Genomic DNA, 16,848 nt, shown 5'->3' on the forward strand with positions numbered 1-16,848 from the left:
CGCTCCGGCGAGGCGCGGCGGTGGCCGCCGGCGGTTCACCGCCGCCCGGCGTCCACCGCCCGGCGCTCAGCGCGCGGCCATGCGGATCGCACCGTCGAGCCGGATCGTCTCGCCGTTGATCATGGGGTTCTCCACGATCTGGGTGACGAGCAGCGCGAACTCCTCCGGCCGACCGAGCCGAGCCGGGTGCGGCACCTGCGCTCCGAGCGACGCGCGCACCTCGTCGGGCAGCCCCGCGAGCATGGGCGTCTCGAAGATGCCCGGCGCGATCGACACGACCCGGATCCGGTGCTCGGCGAGCTCGCGGGCGATGGGCAGCGTCATCCCGGCGATCGCGGCCTTCGAGGCGGCGTAGGCCGCCTGCCCGATCTGCCCCTCGAACGCGGCGACGGAGGCCGTGTTCACGATCACGCCCCGCTCCTCGGCGTCGGCAGGCTCCTGCTGCTGCATGCGCTCCGCCGCGAGTCGCACCACGTTGAACGTACCGATCAGGTTGATGTCGACGACGCGTCGGAACAGATCGAGCGGGAACGGCCCCGAACGGCCGACCACCTTCGCGGCGTCCGCGACGCCGGCGCAGTTGACCGCGAGCCGCAGCGGACCGAGATCGGCGGCGATGTCGAGGGCCGCGCGCACCTGCTCCTCGTCGCGCACGTCGGCGGTCGCGACGCGCAGCCGGGTGCCGTGCTCGGCGGCGAGCCGCTCCCCGCGGGGCCCGGGAGGTCGAGCACGACGACGCTCGCCCCGCGCTCGAGCAGCCTCAGGGTCGTCGCGAGGCCGAGCCCCGACGCCCCTCCGGTGACGACCGCGACTCCGGTGTCGATGCGCATGTCGAGCCCTCCCTCGGGATTCGGGATCCTGTTCGGAGCGTACCCCGGGAGCCCGTGCGCCGGTAGGGCGAACCGCGCTGACTGGGCGTTCGCCCGAAGAACATCTGATGATGTAGAGGGTGACCTAAGATGAATGCGTGAACGTCGATCCGCTGCCCTCCGAGGAGTTCCTCTTCGTCGACCCCAATTACCTCGACTGCGTGCTCGGGGCGAGTTGCGGCGCCGACCTCGACGGCCTGCGCGCCTGGTGCGCGGCGCTGCCGGAGGCCAGCTACGGGCACGTCTTCGTCGAAGCCGATGCGGCCGAGCTCACCGAGCCGATCCTGGCTCCGCCGGGCATCGGCATCACACGCCTCTCCCCGCAGCCGGTTCGTCCCCGGGTACCGCGCTCATCGGCGCCGTCGATGCGTGGTTCGACGAGTGGCTGCGCGGCGATCCCCTCAGCGGACGCCACTTCGCCATGTGGACGGGAGCCCGCGATCTCCCGAGCGTGCACGAGTTCTGGACCCGCATCGAAGCGGAGCTCGCGCAGGTCTGGGCCGCGGCAGCAGAACGGCGACCGACGCTGTGACGCATCGGTCGCCGTTCCGAGGGTTCGCGCGGCCCGGGGCCGCGCGGTGCCGCAGGGGCACCGCTCAGGATCAGTCCGCGTAGTGGGAGAAGAGGAACCAGCGGTCCTTGTCGAGCTCCTGCGCCACGGCGATCGCGATGTCCTGGCTCACGGGATCGATGTCGTCGAGGCCCTTGACCGCGGCGTACACCGTCGCGATGACCGCGTCGAGCTGCGCGACGACCGCGCGGACCGTGTCAGCCGACTGCTGGAAGCCGGCGCTCAGCTCGGGGGTGGTCGTCTGCGCGGCGACCGAACCGACACGGGCGTCGACCGGCAGGCCGAGGGCGACGATCCGCTCGGCGACGGTGTCCGCACCGTCCTGGGCGTGGGCGACGACCTGGTCGAGGAACTCGTGCACACCGATGAAGTTCGCCCCGCGCACGTGCCAGTGCGCCTGCTTGCCGTTGATGGCGAGCGCCACGAGATCGCGCACGACCGGGCCGAGGTAGCGCTCGACACCCGCCGCGCGATCGAGGTCGCCCTTGGCGACGGTGACGGTGGGGTTCTGGGTGGAGGTCATGAAATCGGGGTCCTTTCCTTCTCCGAGTGCACGGGCCGGGATTCCAGGGGTTCGGATCCGTCCGTTGCCCACCACGCTACTCAGATTTCGCGCCGCCACAAGCAAGGAAAGGCTTGCCTGATCAGGACCGGACAGGCGCCCGAACGACGGAGGAACCGTGTCAGCACCACGCACTGAGGCCCTCGAAGCCGTGCGCAATCGTCGCTCGCACTCGAGCGTCACCGAGGAAGCTCCCAGCTCCGCGGAGCTCGCCGAACTGGTGGCCGCGCTGTCGAGCGTCGCCGACCATTCGGGGCTGCGCCCCTGGCGGCTGATCGAGCTCCGGGACGACGACCGGGACGCCATCGCGACGGGTCTCGCCGCGGCCGACGGCGGTGACGAGAAGGCTCGGGAGAAGTACGCGAGGAAGGCGAGGCGGGCCCCGCTGGTGCTCGCGATCGTCGTGAAGCCTCGACCGAGCGGGAAGGTGCCCACGTGGGAGCAGGAGGCCGTGGCCTCCGGCGTCGCGCACCTGCTGTCGCTGCTGCTGCACGAGGCGGGTTGGGGCGTGATCTGGCGCACCGGTCCCCTCACCCGGACCGAACCCGTGCACCGCGCGCACCGGCTCGCGCCCGACGAGTACCTGCTCGGCTGGCTCTACGTCGGCGGGATCCCCGAGAAGGACCGGAAGCAGAAGCCGCGCAAGCCGCTGCGGGTCGAGGAGGTGCTGAGCCCCCTCGACTGACGGGACGCGCCGCTCGCCCCGCGGTCAGCGCCCGGCCTCGATCACCGCGCAGGACCAGATCCCGATCAGCGCGATCCCGGCGAGGGCGAGCATGCCCCCGGCGAGCCCGCGGAGCCTTCGGGGCCCCGGCGAGGAGGCGAGCCGGATCACGATCATGATCGCGTAGACCAGGGCGATGGTGCTCGCGACCACGATCGCGAGGCCCCGTGACCTGCCGCTCCCGGCGAAGATCAGCAGCCCGAAGGGGACGAGGGCGAGCACCAGGAAGAGCGCGCCCATGACGAGCCAGATGCGCCCGCTGGACGTTTGCAGGGCCGGCTGATTCGCCATCCGCGTCGGATCCCGTTCCGGGCCGCGGGCCGGCTCCGCTCCCCCGTCATGCGCGGGATCGCCCGCGCCGCGCGCTCGGCTCATCGTCGCCCCTCCCTCAGGCGGTCTGCCCGGGATGCGGCCCCTCGCCGATCTCCTCGACGAGCTTCGCGCAGAACGCCGGGAGGTCGTCGGGAGTCCGGCTCGAGACCAGTCCCTGGTCGACCACGACCTCCTCATCGACCCAGTTGGCGCCGGCGTTCTGCAGGTCGGTGCGCAGGCTCGGGTAGCTCGTGAGCGTGCGTCCGTCGACCACCCCCGCCTCGATCAGGATCCATGCTCCGTGGCAGATGACGCCGACCGGCTTGTGCTGCTCGAAGAAGGCGCGCGCGAAGTCGCACGCGGCGGCGTCCATGCGGAGCTGGTCCGCGTTCTGCACCCCGCCGGGCAGGACCAGTGCGTCGAAACCGTCGGCAGAGGCCCCGGTGACACCGAGATCCACCCGCTGCTCATGTCCTTTCGCTCCGGTGATCGAGCCGCTCTTCGGCGATACGAGACGCGCGTCCGCGCCCGCCTCGACGACCGCCTCCCACGGTGCGGTCAGCTCGCTGTCCTCGAAGCCGTCCGTCGCCAGGAACGCCACGTTCGTCCCCTGGATATCCGTCATCTGCCCGTTCCCTCCGTCGGTGCCGTGTCTCGCGCGCCGAACGGTGCGCGTGCCGACAGGCTCGCAGGCCCGAGGGCGGCGGGTCAGGGGTGGCCGAGCACGGTGCCCCGTGCTATCTTCCGCGGCCTCGATGGTCGGCGGCTCAGATCGACGGTCGTACTCGGGGCCGGTGGCCGCCATCCGGCGGCGCAGGGTATTCCAGGTGCCCGCCTCGGGCAAGGCGGTATCGAACGGCTGCCCGGGCGAGCAGAGTGTGGAGCGTTCCGATCACCCGATCCACCTCGAAAGGGAGGCCGACGTCATGGATATGAAGGACGCGAAGAAGACCGCCGAGAAGACCGCGGACCTGGTCGCCGTGCAGGGACGACGGCCGATGCGCGCGCTGCACCGCTGGGGCGTGCGGAGCGATCACGCCTATCTGGCGGGCTTCGTCGCCGTCGCCCTCGCGCTGGTCGCGCACCTCTTCCGGGGCGCGCAGCGGGACGAGCACGGCAGCACGGGGATCCTGCGCACCGAGCTCTACAGCAAGGCCGCTCCGCTGCTCTTCCTCATCGGCCTCGGCCTCGAGCGCGAGGAGTGAGCGCGGGGTTCTGCTCTGAGCAGAACCCGGCGCTCCGGACCGGGATGCCGGTTAGCATCCAGGCATGAGCAACGACGCAGCCACGAGCGACACCCCCGCAGAGCACCGCGACCGCCCCGCGCCGCCGCCCCTCTGGCGCCACATGCTCGGCGAGGAGCTGCGGCGGCTCCGGCACGCGCGGGGCGAGACCCTCGGCGAGACCGCGAAGCACGCGGGCGTCTCGCCGCAGTACCTCTCGGAGATGGAGCGCGGCGTCAAGGATCCGTCGAGCGAGATGATCGCCGCGGTCGCGGGCGCCCTCGACGCGACGCTCATCGACCTCGCGCGATCGGTCGCCGAGAGCCTGAGCGCGGCTGCGGCCGCTCCCGCACCGGTGTCGGTTCGAGCGGCCTTCGCACTCGCCGCCTGATCCGGCTCGCGATCACCGCCGCGCGATCACCTCGTCGACGAGTCCGTAGTCCCGCGCCTCGGCCGCCGTGAACACGCGGTCGTGATCCGTATCGGTGCGCAGCCGCTCGATCGGCTGGCCGGTGTGCGCGGCGAGCACCTCCTCGAGCTCCGCTCGGATCCGCACCGCCTCGTCGGCCTGCAGGATCAGGTCCGGAATCGTGCCGCGGCGCCCCTGGTTCGCGGGCTGGTGCAGCACCACGCGGGCGTGCGGCAGCGCCAGCCGCTTCCCCGGGGCGCCGGATGCGAGCAGCACCGCACCGACCCCGATCGCCTGACCCACGCAGATCGTGGTGACGTCTGATCGCAGGTACTGCACGGTGTCCGCGATCGCGAGCATCGCACTCGGATCGCCGCCTTCGCAGTTGATCGTCAGCTGGATCGCCGCACCGGGACTCGATGAATCGAGGTACAGCAGCTGCGCGATGATCGCGTTGGCGACGCCCGAATCGATCGGCGTACCCAGATAGACGATGCGCTCGGTCAGCAGGTGGGAGTAGACGTCCATGATCCGGTCGCCGCGCGGGCTCTCGGAGACCACGCTCGGGATCGTGTAGCTGCTGCTCATCGCGCGACCTCCGCCCCGATCGGCGCGCCGAATCCGAGGCCGGCCGCCCCCGCGCCGCGGGGCATGATCTCATCGAAGCTCTCGACGATCCCGTCGATGAACCCGTAGTCGCGCGCCTCCTCCGCGGAGTACCAGTGGTCGTGCAGCGAGTCCTCGAAGACCCGCTCGACCGGCTGCCCGGTGTCCTCGCTCGTGAGCCGCAGCAGGGTGTCGCGGGTGTGGCGCAGGTCGCCGGCCTGCAGTTCGACCTCGACGGTGGATCCACCGATCCCCGCAGAGCCCTGGTGCATGAGGATCCGCGCGTGCGGCAGCGCGAGCCGTTTCTTCCTCGTGCCCGAGGTGAGCAGGAACTGGCCTGCGCTGTAGGCGATGCCGAGGGCGAGGGTCGAGACATCGTTCGGCACGAGCCGCATGATGTCCCGGATCGCGAGCATCGCCGGAACGGATCCGCCGGGCGAATGGATCCAGAGGGCGATGTCGGCGACCGGGTCGGTGGCCGACAGCGCGGCGATCTGCGTCGCGAGCAGCATGCCGTTGTCGTCGTCGAGGGCGCCGTCGAGCACCAGGATCCGGCGCTCGAACAGCTCGCGCCGGAACGGCTCGGTGAACACGGGTGGTTTCGGTGATTCGCTCATGCCGCCAGCCTGCTCTCGAGGAGCCGACGGCGGGGCGGATCCTGCTCTCGGCAGCGCTGCCGAGAGCGGCGGCGCCGCGTCACCGCCGATTCAGGTGGCGGATCCGCAATCGGCTCGCGACGAACAGCAGCGCCCCGATCGCGAGCAGTCCCGCCGCGAACAGCCAGACGATGCCGCGCTGCTGCGTCATGAGCAGCACGCAGGAGGCGATGCCGAGGATCGGCACGACCGTCCATACCCGGAAGTGCGGGTGCTCGACCCGGTCCCGGCGGAGCACCAGCACCGACACGTTCGCGCTCAGGAACACGAACAGCAGGAGCAGCACGACGGTCTCGGCGAGCGTCGCGAGATCGCCCACCAGCGTGAGCACCGCGGCGGCGATGGTGGTCACGAGGATCGCGACCCACGGCGTACGGCGCTTCGGCAGCACCCGCGAGAGCGCCGGCGGGAGGAGGCCCTGCTCCGCCATGCCGTAGGCCAGGCGGCTCGCCATGATCATCGTCAGCAGCGCGCCGTTCGCCACTGCGACGAGAGCGATCAGGCTGAAGACGACGGGCGGGATCCCCACCCCCGATGCCCGGACGACGTCGAGCAGCGGACCGCTCGACTCCGCGAGGCGCTCGGGCGGGACGGCGGTCGCGCTCGCGAGGCCGATGAGCACGTAGACGGCGCCCGCGGTGAGCAGTGCCCCGAACAGCGCCCGCGGGTAGGTGCGCGTCGGCCGCCGGACCTCCTCGACGACGTTCGCCGACGTCTCGAAGCCGACGAACGAGTAGAAGGCGATGATCGATCCCGCCAGCACCGCGCCCGCCACTCCGGCGCCGGGCGGCGGCTGCAGCACCCGCGCCGGATCCCCGCCGCCGCCCGCGAGCAGGATCCCGACCACGCCGATCACGATCACGAGCCCGCTCAGCTCGACGGCGGTCATCACGAGGTTCGCGGTGAGCGACTCCTGATGCCGCGCGCGTTCAGCGCCGCGAGGATCGCCAGGAAGACGACGGCGACGACCCCCACCGGCAGGTCGACGAAGGTCCCGAGATAGTCGCCGGCGAAGGCGATCGCGAGCCCGGCCGCGCTCGTCACCCCGGCGGCCAGCATGCTGAAGCCGACGAGGAACGAGACCACCGGGCTGCGGAAGGCGCGCTCCGCGAACACCGCGGCCCCGCCCGCTCGAGGGTACTTCGTGACCAGCTCGGCGTACGACCCCGCCGTGAGGAGCGCGAGCAGCAGCGCCAGCACCAGCGGCGCCCACAGGAGCCCGCCCACCTTGCCGGCGAGCACCCCCATCAGCGCGTACACGCCAGCGCCGAGCACATCGCCGAGGATGAAGGCGAACAGCAGCGGACCGGTGATCGCGCGCCTGAGACGGGTCGGTTCCTCGGGGGCGGCGGGCGGGGTCTCCGCATCGTTCGTGCGCGTCATCGCGCCAGAATCGCAGGCGCGCGGTGTGCGGCACCAGGGCTTGACACCGCTGCCCGGTCCGGTCCGTATGCGTCGCCGGCCGCTCGGGCAGATGTGCGCTCCCTGAGACCTCGGCAGCCCGCGACGGCCTCCCGGTTCCCCTTCCGAGACCACCGCCATAGGCTGGCGATACCGCCACCCCGACACCCGACGGACCGGAGGAACCCGCATGCCGACCATCGCAGACACCATCGTCGCCACCATGAAGGACGCGGGCGTGCAGCGCGTCTACGGGCTTCCCGGCGACTCGCTCAACGGCTTCACGGATGCGCTGCGACGCGACGGCACGATCGCCTGGCAGCACGTGCGCCACGAAGAGGCCGCGGCCTTCGCCGCGGCCGCCGAGGCCGCGCTCACGGGCGAGCTCACGGTGTGCGCCGGAAGCTGCGGGCCGGGCAACACCCACTTGATCAACGGCCTCTACGACGCCAACCGCAGCCGCGTGCCGGTCCTCGCCATCGCGGCGCAGATCCCGGGACCCGAGATCGGCAGCGAATACTTCCAGGAGACCCACCCGCAGGACCTGTTCCGCGAGGCCTCCGTCTACACCGAGCTCGTGAGCATTCCCGAGCAGCTCCCCCACGTGCTCGAGATCGCGATGCGCGCGGCCGTCGAGCGGCGCGGCGTCGCCGTCGTCGTGATCCCCGGCGAGATCTTCCTGAAGGACGCGAGGGATGCCCGGCGCTCCGCGCCCATCGCCCAGGCGCAGCGCATCGTCCGCCCCGCCGACGACGAGCTGCAGCGCGCCGCCGAGCTGCTCGACGGCGCCAAGCGGGTGACGATCCTCGGCGGAGCGGGCGTCGAGGGCGCGCACGCCGAACTCATCGCCCTGGCCGAGCGTCTTCGGGCCCCGATCGTCCACGCCCTGCGCGGCAAGGAGTTCATCGAGTACGACAACCCCTACGACGTCGGCATGACGGGCCTCATCGGCTTCGCCTCGGGGTACCGCGCGATCGAGAACTCCGACGTCCTCCTCATGCTCGGCACCGACTTCCCCTACCGGCAGTTCTATCCGTCGAGGGCGAAGATCATCCAGGTCGACATCCGCGGCGAGCACCTCGGACGTCGCACCCCCATCGATCTCGGGCTCGTGGGCAGCGTGCGCGACACCGTGCGGGCGCTGCTCCCGCTGCTGCGCGAGCGGAAGGACTCCAAGCACCTCGATGCCGCGACGGCCCACTACGCCAAATCGCGCAAGGGACTCGACGAGCTCGCCACGAACGACCGCAACCGCGCCCCGATCCATCCGCAGTTCGTCGCGAAGCTCGTCAGCGAGCTCGCGAGCGACGACGCCGTGTTCATTCCAGACGTGGGATCCCCGACCGTGTGGGCGGCGCGCTATCTCGAGATGAACGGGCGGCGCCGACTGATCGGCTCGTTCAACCACGGCACGATGGCGAACGCGCTGCCGCACGCGATCGGCGCGCAGTCGGCGTTCCCCGAGCGCCAGGTCGTCGCACTCGCCGGCGACGGCGGACTCGCGATGCTGCTCGGCGAGCTGCTCACCGTGCGGCAGCTGCACCTGCCGGTCAAGATCGTCGTGTTCAACAACTCCTCGCTGAACTTCGTGGAGCTCGAGATGAAGGCCGCCGGTTTCGTCACCTACGGCACGGGGCTCGACAACCCCGATTTCGCGGAGGTCGCCCGGGCGATCGGGATCCACGGTCGCCGCGTCGAACGACCCGACGAGCTCGAGAGCGCCCTCGCCGAGGCGTTCGCGCACGACGGCCCCGCGCTGATCGACGTCGTCACCGCACGCCAGGAGCTCTCGATCCCGCCGACCATCAGCGCGGCCCAGGCGAAGGGCTTCACGCTCTACGCGCTGCGCACGATCCTGTCGGGACGCGGCGAGGAACTCATGGACCTGGCCGACACGAACCTGTTCCGCCGGCTGTTCGACTGATCGGTCGGAACCCGGCGGGTTCCGCGTCGCGCGGGGCTACTCCAGCAGCTCGGAGAGCTCCAGCCAGCGCTCCTCGCGCTCGGCGGCCTCTGCCTCGAGCGTGCTCAGCTCGTCGCCGATCGCGCCGAGCCCCGCGTAGTCGCTCTGGTCGTGCGCGGCCATGCGCGCGTGCACCGCGGCGACCTCGCTCTCGATCTTCGCGAGCCGACGCTCGATCGACTGCAGCTCCTTCTCGGCGGTGCGGCGCTCCGCGCCCGCGAGCGCGGGGGTCGCGGATCCCGCGGTCGACGCCGTGCCTGAACCGGCCGTCGCGGCGGGCGCGGATCCCGAACCCGCCCCCGCGGCCTCCGCCGCGCGCAGCTTGAGGTACTCGTCGACGCCGCCCGGCAGGTGCCGCAGGCGTCCGTGCAGCACCGCGTACTGCTGGTCGGTGACGCGCTCCAGGAAGTAGCGGTCGTGCGACACCACGATGAGCGTGCCCGGCCACGAGTCGAGCAGATCCTCGAGCGCGGCGAGCATGTCGGTGTCGAGGTCGTTGGTCGGCTCGTCGAGGATCAGCACGTTCGGCTGGCCGAGCAGGATCAGGAGCAGCTGCAGGCGGCGCTGCTGCCCGCCCGACAGGTCCTTCACCTGCGTGGAGAGCTGCGCGTTCGTGAAGCCCATGCGCTCGAGCATCTGCCCGGGCGTGAGCTCCTGGGCCTTCGAACCGCTGCCCACCGTGAAGCTCGTGCGCAGGCCGTCGATCACGACGCGCACCGGGTCGTTCCAGTGCTCCTCGAGCTCGTCGATCCGCTGGGTCAGCATGGCCACCTGCACGGTCTTGCCGCGCTTCACCGTGCCCGAGGTCGGCTGCACCGTCCCGTCGATGAGCCCCAGCAGCGTCGACTTGCCGGCGCCGTTGCGGCCCAAGATCCCGGTGCGCTCGCCGGGAGCGAGCCGCCACTCGACCTCGTGCAGCACCTCGCGCACGGTCCCCGTCTCGGCATCGCCGAAGCTGACCGAGGCGTCGAGCAGGTTCACGACCTCCTTGCCGAGGCGCGCGACCGCCATCGACTGCAGCGAGACGCGGTCGCGGATCTCGGGCACGTCGGCGATGAGCTCGTTCGCGGCGTCGATGCGGAACTTCGGCTTCGAGGTGCGGGCCGGCGCGCCGCGGCGGAGCCAGGCGAGCTCCTTCCGGGCGAGGTTCTGCCGCTTCTGCTCCACGACGGCGGCCTGCCGGTCGCGCTCCACGCGCTGCAGGATGTACGCGGCGTAGCCGCCCTCGAACGGCTCGACGATGCGGTCGTGCACCTCCCAGGTGGTGTTGCAGACCTCGTCGAGGAACCAGCGGTCGTGCGTCACGACCATGAGCGCCCCCTGGTTCGCCGGCCAACGGCGCTTCAGGTGCCCGGCGAGCCAGGCGATGGCCTCCACGTCGAGGTGGTTGGTGGGCTCGTCGAGCGCTAGGATGTCCCAGTCGCCCGCGAGCAGGCGCGCGAGCGCGACGCGGCGCTGCTGCCCGCCCGACAGGTCTGCGACGAGGCCGTCCCACGGCAGATCGCCGACGAGACCCGCGATGACGTCGCGCACCCGGGCGACACCGGCCCACTCGTGCTCGGGCGCGTCGCCGACGATCGCGTGGCCGACGGTCTCGCCCTCGGGGAACGAGTCCGACTGCTCCAGCACGCCGATGCGGGTGCCGCCGCGCGAGGTCACCTGCCCCGAGTCGGGCTCGCGGCGACCCGCGAGCATCATCAGCAGGCTCGACTTGCCGTCGCCGTTGCGACCCACGATGCCGATGCGGTCGCCCTCGGCGACGCCGATCGTGACGGAGTCGAAGATGATTCGTGCCGGAACCTCGAGGTGCAGGGCCTCGGCCCCCAGAAGATGCGCCATAACCAGGCAAGTCTACGCGGCGCGGCTGGGGTGGCCGCGCCTAAGATGAGCGCATGGCTCGATGGGTCGCGCTGCTGCGCGGAGTGAACGTGAACGGTATCACCGTGCGCAGCGCCGAGCTCGCGGAGCTGTTCCGCGAGCTCGGATTCGCCGAGGTGCGCACCGTGCTCGCGTCGGGCAACGTGTGCTTCGATGTCGAGGATCCGGCCGACGCGCCCGCTCCCGAGCTGAAGTCGCGGATCGAGCGCGCGCTGGGCGAGCGCTTCGGCTACGACGCCTGGATCGTGCTGGTCCCGCTGGACCGCCTCTCCGGCATCATCGAGGCGTATCCCTTCGCGCAGGACGCCGAGCACCACGCATACGTCGTGTTCGCCGCGGACGGCGACGCGCTCCGCGCGGTGCTCGCGGATGCGCCGGAGGTCGCGCCCGACGCCGCGGAGCAGGTCGAGGCGGGCGACGGGGTCGTCTACTGGCGCTGCCCGCGAGGCTCGAGCACCGACACCCCGTTCTCGAAGCACCTCGCCCGGGCCCGCTTCAAGACGAGCACCACGACCCGCAACATCAACACCCTGCGCAAGCTGAGCTGAGCCCATCCGACCCGCGGGATGACGCCGACCTCCGCCGGTTGAGCGAGGAACGAGTCGAAACCTGCGGGACCCCGCCCTCACCCGTCGAGCGCGTGCATCCAGGCCCGCAGCAGCGCGATCATCTGCGCCCGCTGCTCGGCATCGAGCCCCTCGAGCAGGCGCGCCTCGTTGCGCACGTGCGCGGCGAACGCCTCGTCGATGGCGGCGATGCCGGCCTCGGTCAGGCCGACGACCCGCCCGCGTCCATCCCGGTCGCTGGAGCGCCGCTGCACGTAGCCGAGCGCTTCGAGCCGGTCGAGCCGCTTGCTCACGGCCCCGGTCGTGACCATCGTGTGCGCGGCGAGTTCCCCGGGCGCGAGTTCGTAGGGCGCGCCGGTGCGCCGCAGGGTCGCGAGCACATCGAACTCTCCTTCGCCGAGGCCGTACTCGCGATAGAGGGCGACGAGTTCGTCGCGCAGGCGTTCGGCGATCCGGTGCAGTCGGCCGATCACCCCGACGGGCGACACGTCGAGGTCGGGTCGCTCGACGTGCCACTGGGCGAGGATCTCGTCGACGCGATCGGGCTCCGGTGCGGTCATGTGCTCGATCTTAGCTTCCCAGGAAGCTACAATCGCTTCCATGGAAGCAATCAAGCGCGCATCGAACGCGAAGTGGATCGCACTGACGGCGCTCGCGCCGATCTCCTGGGGCGCGAACTACCCCGTGATGCACCACTTCCTCCCGGCCGACTCTCCGCTCTGGGGTGCGGCCCTCCGCGCGCTTCCCGCCGGGATCCTCCTCTTCGTCCTCGCACGCCGGCTGCCCACCGGGTCCTGGTGGTGGCGCGCTCCCGTGCTCGGGCTCATCAACTTCAGCGTGTTCTTCGTGCTCGTCTACGTCGCCGCGCAGCTGCTCCCCTCCTCCGTCGCCGCCTCGATCATGGCGGGCTCGCCGTTCGTGCTCGGGCTCCTGGGCTGGGCGATGCTCGGGAAGCGGATGAACCTCCCGACGACCATCGGCGCGGTCTGCGGCATCGTCGGCGTCGTCCTCATCGTCGGGCTCTCGACGGCACGCATCGACGGGTGGGGCGTCGTCGCCTCCGTCGCCGCATTGCTCGTCTTCTCCCTCGGTTCGATCCTCACCCAGCGGTGGCGAGACGACACCCCGGTCCTCGCGCTCACGGCCTGGCAGCTGCTCTTCGGCGGCGCGGCGCTCACCGCGGTCGCGCTCTGCATCGAGGGGGCGCCGCCGCAGCTCTCGCCGAGCGGGATCGCTGCGGCCCTGTTCGTCTCGCTCGTCTCCACAGCGGCTGCCTACCTGTGCCTGTTCACGGGCCTCGCGCACCTCTCGCCCGGAGTCGTCGGCCTGGTCGGGCTGCTGAATCCCGTCACCGGGGTCCTGCTCGGCACGGTGGTCGCCGGAGAGACGCTGGCACCCGCTCAGATGCTCGGGATCGCGCTCGTGCTCGCCGGGATCGTCGTCGGGCAGTGGAGTCCGCGGCACCCCCTGCCCGCGACGACTACCGCTCCGCGGCCGGAGCCGGACCAAGCACGCCGTGCCGCGACCGAGCCGGTCGGACCGAGAGAATCCACCTAAGCTGGAGCGACACCCGAACAGAGGAGCCGGCAGCGATGACCCGACGACCCGGCGGTCCCCGCCAGCGGAGCATCACGCGCACCTTCGAGCGGGCCGCTCCCCCGTGCGCATCGCGCTCGGCGCCCTGTCGCTCGCCGCGGGCGTGACGCTCGCGTTCACCGACCTCGACATCTTCGCGTTCACGCGCATCGCCGGCATCGCGCTCATCGCGCTCGGGCTCGGCTTCATCGCCCTCGAAGCCGGCGCCAGCGCATCCGCGAGCCCGCGCGAACGACGCGGCCCCTGGCGCTGGCTCGCGCCCGTCGTACTCGTGCTCGCCGGCGCCGCCATGGCGATCCGCAGCGATATCGGAGCGCCCGCCCTCGCCGCGCTCGTGGGCATCGGCCTCATGGCGTACGGCATCCTCTCGGCCGTGCAGTCGTTCCGCACCCACGAGTCACGACGCCTCGCCGGGCTCCTGTCGGCGGGCGCCAGCATCATCATCGGTTTCGTCAGCCTCACCTGGCCGGTGCTCACCCTCGACTTCATCCGCATCGGCACGGCCGTCTGGCTCGCGTTCGTCGGGCTGCGCCTGCTGTTCGAGTCGATCATCAGGCAGTGGGCTCGCCGCGCAGGCATCACCTGGAGCCCCAGGCTGCGGATCCGCCACACCCTCGCGGCGGGCAGTGCGCTCGCGCTCGCGGTGCTGCTCGCCATCGGCAGCGGCTGGCTGCTCCGCAGCGACGACCGGCCCGCGCCGGGCAGCTTCTACGCCGTCCCCGCGAACCTCCCCGGCAAGCCGGGCGAGCTGCTGCGCTCGGAACCGCTCACCACCGGCGTGCCGCAGGGCGCGCGCGCCTGGAAGATCCTCTACACGAGCACGAGCGGCGACGGTTCGCCGACCGTCTCGAGCGGCACCGTGCTCGCGCCGCTGCACCCCGCCGCGGGCGACGCACCGCTGCTGAGCATCTCGCACGGCACCACCGGTGTCTCGCGGCCCTGCGCGCCATCGCTCAGCTCCACGCCGTTCGCCGATGGCGCGGCGACGTCGCTCACCGAGATGGTCGTCGAGCACGGCTGGGTGGGCGTCACCTCCGACTACGCGGGACTCGGCACTGCAGGCCAGGAGGCCTACCTCATCGGGCAGGACGAAGCCCGCAACGTGCTCGACGCCTCGCGCGCAGCCCGCCAGCTCTCCGAGCTGCAGCTCAGCCACCGCACCGTCGTGTGGGGGCACTCGCAGGGCGGGCACGGCGCGCTCTGGACGGCGAAGATCGCCGCGAAGTACGCGCCCGATCTGACCGTCGTCGGCACCGCGGCCATGGCTCCGGCGAGCGACCTGTACGGGCTCGCCGAGGTCGACAAGAGCAACGCGGGCGGCAAGGTCATCTCGGCCTACATCGCGGCATCGTGGGACAAGCAGTACCCGGAGCTCAACCTGCGCTCGCACCTCACCCCCGGCTCGGCGCCGGGTGTCGACCGGATCTCTCAGCTCTGCTTCAACGACCAGGACGCGATCGCCGCGATCCTCCGGGGCACGCAGATCCCGAATCAGGTCTTCCCCGACAAGCTCCTGGCGGGCGAACTCGGCACGCTCCTGCGCGAGAACTCCCCGAAGGGCCCGTTCGATTCGCCACTGCTCGTCGCGCAGGGACTCGCCGATCCGCTCGTACTCCCCCAGCTGCAGCGCAGCTGGGTCGGCGATCAGTGCGCGGCGGGCGTCCCGCTCGACTTCCGCACCTATCCCGGGCTCGGCCACATGGAACTCGTCGGCCCGAAGTCGCCGCTCACTCCGCAGCTCGTGCAGTGGACGCTCGACCGCTGGAACGGGAAGCAGGCGCCGAACAACTGCGCGTCGCTGCCGGCGGGCTGATCCGCTCCGTCACCCGGCGCGAGCGGTGAGGACTCGTGCTCCCGCGCGCTCGGCGAGCACCCGCCACCTCAGGCGAACTGGGCGAGCCGCTCCTGCAGGCGCAGCCTCGCCTCGCGCACGGTGCGACGCACGACCTCGCCCGCGCTCGGAATGTCGTGGATCAGGCCCTGCACCTGCCCCACGGTCCAGATCCCGGCCTCGATGTCGCCCTGCTCGAACACCTTGCGGCCCCGCGCACCGGCGACGAGCGGCAGCACGTCGGGGAACTGCCCGCCGTCGTTGAGGATCCGCACGACCTCGTCGCTGACCGAGTTCTTGGCGACGCGCGCCGTGTTGCGCAGGGTGCGGAAGATCAGGTTGGTGTCGAGTTCGCTCGCTTCGACGATCCGTTCCTTCACCGCCTGCGCGATGGGCGATTCGACGGTGCACATGAAGCGCGACCCCATGTTGATGCCGTCGGCGCCGAGTGCGAGTGCCGCCGCGAGGCCGCGGCCGTCGGCGAAGCCGCCGGAGGCGATGAACGGGATCTTCAGCGCGTCGGCGGCGGCGGGGATCAGCACGAGCCCGGGCACGTCGTCCTCACCGGGGTGACCGGCGCACTCGAAGCCGTCGATCGACACGGCCGCGACGCCGAGGCTCTGCGCTTTCAACGCGTGGCGGACGCTCGTGCACTTGTGGATCACCTTGATCCCCGCATCGGTGAACTGCTGCATGTGCGGTTCAGGGCTCGATCCCGCGGTCTCGACGATCGTCACTCCGGCGTTGATGATCGCCTGCCGGTACTCGTCGTAGGGCGGGGGCGCGATCGACGGGAGGATCGTGAGGTTCACACCGATCGGCTTGTCGGTGAGGGCGCGCGCCCGTTCGACCTCCTTGACGAGGTCGGCCGGCGTCGGCTGCGTCAGCGCGGTGATGATGCCGAGGCCGCCCGCCTCGGAAACGGCGGCGGCGAGCTCGGCTCGGCCAACCCACATCATCCCGCCCTGCACCACCGGGTACTCGATGCCGAGCGCCTCGGTGAAGCGGGTGGTGAGGCGGGGGCGAGCGTCGGTCGCTGCGGGGCTGCGGTCTGCGTTGTCCGTCATGGCTCACATCCTGGCGCGGCGCGCTCGGCCGGGGTCGTGTTCTGCGGCTTTTCTGTCGCAGGTGCACGAAGAATCCCGGCGGAGCGCTGGTCATCGCTGGCGGAATCCGTCGGTCGCGCTCGCCGGGAGCTCAGCCGCGATACCAGACGACGCCTGTCCAGGTGCCGTTCGAGACCTGGCTGCAGCTCGCCGATGTCACGGTCTTGCCCTGCTTGGTCAGGGTGAGCTGCGAGGCGTTCGTACCGACGAGGCAGTTGCTATAGCTGTTGTATCCGAGGATCTTGATCGAGCGGATGGTCTCTTTGCCGCCCGCCGCCATGGCCGGAGTGGCGCTCGCGAGGCCGGCTCCGCCGATCACTCCGAATGCGAGTGCGGCTGCGATCAGTCGTTTCGTCGTCTTCATGGTGCGCCTTCCAGTTCGGCCGTACGGTCTGACACTGGCAGCGTAGTGCAGGCGGCCCCCGCTGTCACCGGCGTGCGCGGGCACGCGGACCCTGTGCCGCTTCTTCTTCCCCGGCGATCCCGCGCTCCTCCGCCCGCCTCCTCGTCGAGATTGCAGTTGTCCAGGTCATGGGCCCGCATACGATGCACACCTGCAATCTCGACAGCGACGG

Annotated in this window: 16 protein-coding genes and 2 pseudogenes; 7 read left to right on the forward strand and 11 right to left on the reverse strand. The window is 71.3% G+C overall.

From position 1 onward, the window contains the following. Nucleotides 1–66: 66 nt before the first annotated feature. A pseudogene (locus AB3K78_RS08865) lies at nt 67–830 on the reverse strand (SDR family NAD(P)-dependent oxidoreductase). Nucleotides 831–1,471: 641 nt separating this feature from the next. Further along, the gene (locus AB3K78_RS08870) at nt 1,472–1,963 is read right to left on the reverse strand and encodes a Dps family protein (protein WP_416442475.1); all 492 of its coding nucleotides are present in this window, start codon (nt 1,961–1,963) and stop codon (nt 1,472–1,474) included. A 157-nt stretch (nt 1,964–2,120) separates the two neighbouring features. Between AB3K78_RS08870 and AB3K78_RS08875 the strand changes: the two genes are divergently transcribed. Beyond that, complete coding sequence (locus tag AB3K78_RS08875; RefSeq protein ID WP_416442477.1) at nt 2,121–2,687, forward strand: nitroreductase family protein; 567 nt, start codon at nt 2,121–2,123, stop codon at nt 2,685–2,687. Nucleotides 2,688–2,711: 24 nt separating this feature from the next. On the opposite strand, the gene AB3K78_RS08880 is transcribed toward AB3K78_RS08875, so the two are convergent. After that, on the reverse strand, nt 2,712–3,101 hold the full coding sequence (locus AB3K78_RS08880; protein WP_416442479.1) for a hypothetical protein: 390 nt from the start codon (nt 3,099–3,101) through the stop codon (nt 2,712–2,714). A 13-nt stretch (nt 3,102–3,114) separates the two neighbouring features. After that, a complete protein-coding gene (locus AB3K78_RS08885) occupies nt 3,115–3,663 on the reverse strand; it encodes a type 1 glutamine amidotransferase domain-containing protein (protein WP_416442481.1) in 549 nt (182 codons plus the stop codon). Between the two features lie 169 nt (nt 3,664–3,832). Between AB3K78_RS08885 and AB3K78_RS08890 the strand changes: the two genes are divergently transcribed. Together AB3K78_RS08890 and AB3K78_RS08895 are read left to right on the forward strand one after the other, a co-directional pair. After that, entirely contained in the window at nt 3,833–4,243 is a 411-nt protein-coding gene (locus AB3K78_RS08890) for a hypothetical protein (RefSeq protein WP_416442483.1), read from the forward strand. A gap of 64 nt (nt 4,244–4,307) precedes the next feature. Continuing rightward, the gene (locus AB3K78_RS08895) at nt 4,308–4,652 is read left to right on the forward strand and encodes a helix-turn-helix domain-containing protein (protein WP_416442485.1); all 345 of its coding nucleotides are present in this window, start codon (nt 4,308–4,310) and stop codon (nt 4,650–4,652) included. A gap of 12 nt (nt 4,653–4,664) precedes the next feature. Here AB3K78_RS08895 and AB3K78_RS08900 read toward each other — a convergent pair whose 3' ends face one another. The 3 genes and pseudogenes from AB3K78_RS08900 to AB3K78_RS08910 all read right to left on the reverse strand — a co-directional run bounded on the left by AB3K78_RS08900 (nt 4,665) and on the right by AB3K78_RS08910 (nt 7,315). Next, nucleotides 4,665–5,258: a ClpP family protease gene (locus AB3K78_RS08900; protein WP_416442487.1), complete on the reverse strand. Its 594-nt coding sequence runs from the start codon at nt 5,256–5,258 to the stop codon at nt 4,665–4,667. Next, on the reverse strand, nt 5,255–5,893 hold the full coding sequence (locus AB3K78_RS08905) for a ClpP family protease (protein ID WP_416442489.1): 639 nt from the start codon (nt 5,891–5,893) through the stop codon (nt 5,255–5,257). Before AB3K78_RS08905 ends, AB3K78_RS08900 begins: the two co-directional genes overlap by 4 nt. 79 nt (nt 5,894–5,972) lie before the next feature. Continuing rightward, a pseudogene (locus AB3K78_RS08910) lies at nt 5,973–7,315 on the reverse strand (APC family permease). Nucleotides 7,316–7,523: 208 nt separating this feature from the next. Here AB3K78_RS08910 and poxB point away from each other — a divergent pair. Further along, nucleotides 7,524–9,257, forward strand: coding sequence for a ubiquinone-dependent pyruvate dehydrogenase (gene poxB, locus AB3K78_RS08915; protein ID WP_416442491.1), 1,734 nt, complete (start codon nt 7,524–7,526; stop codon nt 9,255–9,257). Between the two features lie 36 nt (nt 9,258–9,293). Here poxB and AB3K78_RS08920 read toward each other — a convergent pair whose 3' ends face one another. Beyond that, on the reverse strand, nt 9,294–11,135 hold the full coding sequence (locus tag AB3K78_RS08920; RefSeq protein ID WP_416442493.1) for an ABC-F family ATP-binding cassette domain-containing protein: 1,842 nt from the start codon (nt 11,133–11,135) through the stop codon (nt 9,294–9,296). A 53-nt stretch (nt 11,136–11,188) separates the two neighbouring features. Between AB3K78_RS08920 and AB3K78_RS08925 the strand changes: the two genes are divergently transcribed. Next, a complete protein-coding gene (locus AB3K78_RS08925) occupies nt 11,189–11,722 on the forward strand; it encodes a DUF1697 domain-containing protein (protein ID WP_416442495.1) in 534 nt (177 codons plus the stop codon). Nucleotides 11,723–11,799: 77 nt separating this feature from the next. Here the strand turns inward: AB3K78_RS08925 and AB3K78_RS08930 are convergent, their stop codons facing one another. Further along, nucleotides 11,800–12,300: a MarR family winged helix-turn-helix transcriptional regulator gene (locus tag AB3K78_RS08930; RefSeq protein WP_416442497.1), complete on the reverse strand. Its 501-nt coding sequence runs from the start codon at nt 12,298–12,300 to the stop codon at nt 11,800–11,802. 40 nt (nt 12,301–12,340) lie between these two features. Between AB3K78_RS08930 and AB3K78_RS08935 the strand changes: the two genes are divergently transcribed. Together AB3K78_RS08935 and AB3K78_RS08940 are read left to right on the forward strand one after the other, a co-directional pair. Then, complete coding sequence (locus AB3K78_RS08935; protein WP_416442499.1) at nt 12,341–13,297, forward strand: DMT family transporter; 957 nt, start codon at nt 12,341–12,343, stop codon at nt 13,295–13,297. Nucleotides 13,298–13,400: 103 nt separating this feature from the next. Beyond that, entirely contained in the window at nt 13,401–15,149 is a 1,749-nt protein-coding gene (locus AB3K78_RS08940; RefSeq protein ID WP_416442501.1) for a lipase family protein, read from the forward strand. A gap of 68 nt (nt 15,150–15,217) precedes the next feature. On the opposite strand, the gene AB3K78_RS08945 is transcribed toward AB3K78_RS08940, so the two are convergent. Together AB3K78_RS08945 and AB3K78_RS08950 are read right to left on the reverse strand one after the other, a co-directional pair. Beyond that, complete coding sequence (locus AB3K78_RS08945; RefSeq protein WP_416442503.1) at nt 15,218–16,234, reverse strand: NAD(P)H-dependent flavin oxidoreductase; 1,017 nt, start codon at nt 16,232–16,234, stop codon at nt 15,218–15,220. Nucleotides 16,235–16,364: 130 nt separating this feature from the next. Next, nucleotides 16,365–16,637: a hypothetical protein gene (locus tag AB3K78_RS08950; protein WP_416442505.1), complete on the reverse strand. Its 273-nt coding sequence runs from the start codon at nt 16,635–16,637 to the stop codon at nt 16,365–16,367. Nucleotides 16,638–16,848: the final 211 nt, after the last annotated feature.

The organism is Leucobacter sp. HNU, from assembly GCF_047946755.1.
GTDB lineage: Bacteria > Actinomycetota > Actinomycetes > Actinomycetales > Microbacteriaceae > Leucobacter.

Bases quoted from the DNA above. Each gene is read 5' to 3' on its own strand.
- AB3K78_RS08870 (WP_416442475.1), bottom strand. From the start codon at position 1,963: ATGACCTCCACCCAGAACCCCACCGTCACCGTCGCCAAGGGCGACCTC.
- AB3K78_RS08880 (WP_416442479.1), bottom strand. From the start codon at position 3,101: ATGAGCCGAGCGCGCGGCGCGGGCGATCCCGCGCATGACGGGGGAGCG.
- AB3K78_RS08885 (WP_416442481.1), bottom strand. From the start codon at position 3,663: ATGACGGATATCCAGGGGACGAACGTGGCGTTCCTGGCGACGGACGGC.
- AB3K78_RS08895 (WP_416442485.1), top strand. From the start codon at position 4,308: ATGAGCAACGACGCAGCCACGAGCGACACCCCCGCAGAGCACCGCGAC.
- AB3K78_RS08900 (WP_416442487.1), bottom strand. From the start codon at position 5,258: ATGAGCAGCAGCTACACGATCCCGAGCGTGGTCTCCGAGAGCCCGCGC.
- AB3K78_RS08905 (WP_416442489.1), bottom strand. From the start codon at position 5,893: ATGAGCGAATCACCGAAACCACCCGTGTTCACCGAGCCGTTCCGGCGC.
- poxB (WP_416442491.1), top strand. From the start codon at position 7,524: ATGCCGACCATCGCAGACACCATCGTCGCCACCATGAAGGACGCGGGC.
- AB3K78_RS08920 (WP_416442493.1), bottom strand. From the start codon at position 11,135: ATGGCGCATCTTCTGGGGGCCGAGGCCCTGCACCTCGAGGTTCCGGCA.
- AB3K78_RS08925 (WP_416442495.1), top strand. From the start codon at position 11,189: ATGGCTCGATGGGTCGCGCTGCTGCGCGGAGTGAACGTGAACGGTATC.
- AB3K78_RS08930 (WP_416442497.1), bottom strand. From the start codon at position 12,300: ATGACCGCACCGGAGCCCGATCGCGTCGACGAGATCCTCGCCCAGTGG.
- AB3K78_RS08935 (WP_416442499.1), top strand. From the start codon at position 12,341: ATGGAAGCAATCAAGCGCGCATCGAACGCGAAGTGGATCGCACTGACG.
- AB3K78_RS08945 (WP_416442503.1), bottom strand. From the start codon at position 16,234: ATGACGGACAACGCAGACCGCAGCCCCGCAGCGACCGACGCTCGCCCC.
- AB3K78_RS08950 (WP_416442505.1), bottom strand. From the start codon at position 16,637: ATGAAGACGACGAAACGACTGATCGCAGCCGCACTCGCATTCGGAGTG.